Genomic DNA, 3,738 nt, shown 5'->3' with positions numbered 1-3,738 from the left:
ACCTGACCCATCTATTCATAAAATTGAGCGTCACTTACAGGAAATTCAAACTGTAAGTTATAGCGCGTCACCTAAAATCCCTATATTTACCGAAGATAATGAAGCGCGTGTCATTTTAAATGCGATTTTTGGCTACTTTGACAGCAGATGCAGATATTTTAGAGATTTAAGAGACAAGTTTCACTTTGTTAATGCCAGTATCGGTTGCGAAATATTGAAAGAAATTTTCAAAGACCAGTATTTAAATCAAAACACCATGAATGCCATTTGTATATTAGATGGTGACAATAACGGTCAGAAAGCAATGAAACATAATATTATTGTATTGCCTGGCAACAAAAATCCCGAACAATTGATTTTTGATTACTACGACGAATTAGCTAACGAACAAAATTTCGAAATGTATCAGACTCAGATTTTTTGGAATACTGATACAGCCTTAAGCAACGGTTTGACCAAGCACCGGTATATTAACTCAATTAAACCGCAAATATCAGCGATTGAAGAAAGAATTAATCAATTGAGACAAGATGGTAAATCTGCATCAGGTGTAAGAAGAGAAAGCAATAAAACTGTTTTTAATGACAATCTCGAAGAATTTAAAATAGTTTTCGATTTTTGGTTGGATAACCATTACACAGAAATAGAACAATTCTACCGGGACTTGCGCCATTGTTTCCGCCAAGTAGCATTGTTGCACAAATTAGACCCAGAACTTTGGCCGAAAAGTGCTCGTTTAAGTGAAAATAGAATACCAGACAATTCTTAATGATGCTGACTTTTTTAGTTTATTATTAAGAATAAAAAATTATTGAGTAAAAAATATGGCAGGCAACCCCAAACCCCTAACACCTTTACGCTATCCTGGCGGTAAAGGGGCTTTTGCTCCTTTTGTAAAATCAGTCATTGAAACAAATCATCTCAAAGGCGGTCATTATATGGAACCGTTTGCAGGTGGAGCAGGAGTAGCATTGGATTTACTCTTTAACGGCTATGTTTCCGATATCCATATTAATGATGCAGATTTGGCCATCTATCACTTTTGGCATGCTATCGTTACTAATACAGATGATTTTCTAGCACTACTACAACAAGCTCCCTTAACTATTGAAGAATGGGAGAAGCAAAAGCTGATTTTAAAACATCCTGAAAACCATTCTGATTTAGAGCATGGTTTTGCAACTTTTTATTTAAATCGCACCAATCACTCTGGTATTTTAAAAGCGGGCGTAATTGGTGGCAAAGCCCAAAATGGTACATACAAATTGGATGCTCGGTTTAATAAAGTCCGTTTATCTAGCCTAATTAAACGTATTGCTAATTATGCCAATAATATTCATGTGTATAACCTTGATGCGCTTGAACTATTAGGTAAAGCAGACAAAATATTACCTTCCCCTGCTTTAATCTATCTTGACCCACCTTACTATATTAAAGGTCATCGTTTGTACCGTAATTTCTATAATCACGATGACCACGTTCAGATTTGTGATGCTTTAGGTACAATTAAAACACCTTGGATTGTTTCATATGATAATTGTAATGAGATTAAGTCTATTTATAAAAATTATTATCAAGAAGAATACATCTTATCCTACTGCGCATATAAAAGAATTAAGGGTTCCGAAGTCATGATTTATGGGAAAAATGTATTGAGACCTAACAGCAAGTTGTAGTCTACACATGATTATGTGTGCGCTTTAGGTACATATTCCATCGGTCTTCCAAACTACTCCCCCTTTCCACTCAAACCAAAGGTCGTCTGAAACCCATTTTCAGACGACCTTTTGCCACTTTGCAAAGCAAAGATTCCGACTACCCTCTCCCCAAACGCCGCCCGAACCAGTAAACTCCCCATATTTCAACAACTTCTTGGAAACCAACCATGCCCCGTATCCACCCGCTCCACCTGTTCCCGCCCCACATCGCCGAACGCGGCCTGCTGTATTTTCAGCAGGGCAAAGTTGGTGCTGTCCAAAAAACTTCTGCAGGGCGTTATCGGGCGGAGGTGTGCGGTTCGGAAAACTATTCGGTATGGCTGAAGCTGGATAGTGATTTGTACATTAAGGACGGGGGCTGCGATTGTCCTTATGGCTGGGCGTGCAAGCATATGGCGGCGTTGTGGTATGCGGTGCGCGCTCAAACGCCGGACGAGCGGCCAGACGAATCCAATGCGCAACAGCCTAAAAAGGGCGGCAATCCGTATCGGCAGCAGCTCTCCAGAATCTTTCCCCGAACCCGATATTATGATTACTACGAAGCCGCCGATTTGGGCTTCAGGCTGCAAAACTGGTTGGAAGATGTGGCGCAGGAGGGGACGGAGGCGTTGCAGCAGGCTTTGCCTCTGTTGATACCGCGTTTGCAGGATGCTTTTGAAAAGGCGGACGATTCGGACGGTATGTTGGGCGATGCTATGTATATGGCAATCGACCTGCTGGAAGAGGCGGTCATGGAAAACGTCCCAAAGCGTTTGATTAATTTTTTGGACAAATGTTTGGACGACAGCCGCTATTTTGATTTCTCGGAGGCAGGCAATAAAATCTACCAAATCCGCGCCCGAATCTGGCGGCTGCGCGGCGAATGGCAGGCGTGGCAAGATTATGTGGCTAAACGTTTGGCTGTTACCAAGTCGGGTTGGGAACATGAATTTTGGGCAATCGAGGGCTGGCAGGTTTTGCAGGCGAAAGGCGATACTGCTGCCGCGCAGGATTATTTCAGACGACATCTGCACCTGCCGAAATTCAGACAAATTGCGGTAGAACAAGCAGTCGGGCAGCAAGATTGGACGGAAGCGGAACGCCTCTTGCGCGAAGGCATCAGCATTGCCGAAGATGAAGGAACACTCGGCACAGCGCACAAATGGAAGCTGCAACTTTTCGATGTATTGAAGGAAACCGGTAAAAATGTACGCGAAATCGCAGCGGATTTGGCGTTTTCCACCAGCCTTTCATTGCCGCATTACGAAGCGTGGAAAGCCACGTTTTCCGCTGCCGAATGGCCGCACGAATTCAACCGCCTGCTTGCGCGCCTGTCAGGTCAATATTCGCTACAAGCTGAAATATTGGAGCATGAACAGGAATTCGACCTGTTGCTCGCCCTATTGCAGCAACATCTTTCGTTGTACATGATGGAACGTTTTGCCCCGTCTTTTCCCGAGCCGTATCACGACCAAATCGTAGCTTGCTACCTGAAAATCTTTGCGGCTGAAATCAATAAGGCAAGCAACCGTAAGCAATACCGCCAGCTCTTTAACCAATTAAAGACCCTCCGCCGCCAATATTCCGCACAACGGCAGGCAATGGAAGACTTCGCCGACGAAATCAGGGAACGATATAGCGAAAAACCGCGTCGGCCTGCGTTGCTGGAAGAATTGGATCGGGCGGGGTTTTAGGGTACAGGAGGTTGGATTGGGCGCGTCGCACTTTCATACGCCTGCAAATCACACAAAACTTGGAATCTGCGTGCAGCCTTTCTAAACTCCCCCTTTCCAACCAAACCAAAGGTCGTCTGAAATCCGTTTTCAGACGACCTTTACGTCCGTAGGCAATGCGTTCCTTTATGCCGCGCCCCAATCAGTTCAATCATGTATAGTGGATTAAATTTAAACCGGTACGGCGTTGCCTCGCCTTGCCGTACTATCTGTACTGTCTGCGGCTTCGTCGCCTTGTCCTGATTTAAATTTAATCCACTATAAATCATGTACACAACGCTTTCCCGCCTATCTGCACACCTTTCCTG

Annotated in this window: 3 protein-coding genes and 1 pseudogene; all 4 read left to right on the top strand. The window is 44.0% G+C overall.

Annotated elements, in window-relative coordinates:
* Positions 1 to 769 (top strand): annotated as a pseudogene (locus HMPREF1051_RS14890) (ATP-binding protein); the annotation flags it as partial.
* 55 nt (positions 770 to 824) lie between these two features.
* A complete protein-coding gene (locus tag HMPREF1051_RS08925) occupies positions 825 to 1,676 on the top strand; it encodes a DNA adenine methylase (RefSeq protein ID WP_003767418.1) in 852 nt (283 codons plus the stop codon).
* Between the two features lie 17 nt (positions 1,677 to 1,693).
* Positions 1,694 to 1,849, top strand: coding sequence for a hypothetical protein (locus HMPREF1051_RS14885; RefSeq protein ID WP_167317426.1), 156 nt, complete (start codon positions 1,694 to 1,696; stop codon positions 1,847 to 1,849).
* 36 nt (positions 1,850 to 1,885) lie between these two features.
* Positions 1,886 to 3,391, top strand: a complete 1,506-nt coding sequence (locus HMPREF1051_RS13560) for an SWIM zinc finger family protein (protein WP_003767420.1) — start codon at positions 1,886 to 1,888, stop codon at positions 3,389 to 3,391.
* The last annotated feature ends 347 nt before the right edge of the window (positions 3,392 to 3,738 follow it).

This window comes from Neisseria sicca VK64 (assembly GCF_000260655.1).
GTDB classification, from domain to species: Bacteria; Pseudomonadota; Gammaproteobacteria; order Burkholderiales; family Neisseriaceae; genus Neisseria; species Neisseria sicca_B.
The sequence above is the reverse complement of the archived record's forward strand: the minus strand, read 5'-3'. Positions and strand labels throughout refer to the sequence as shown.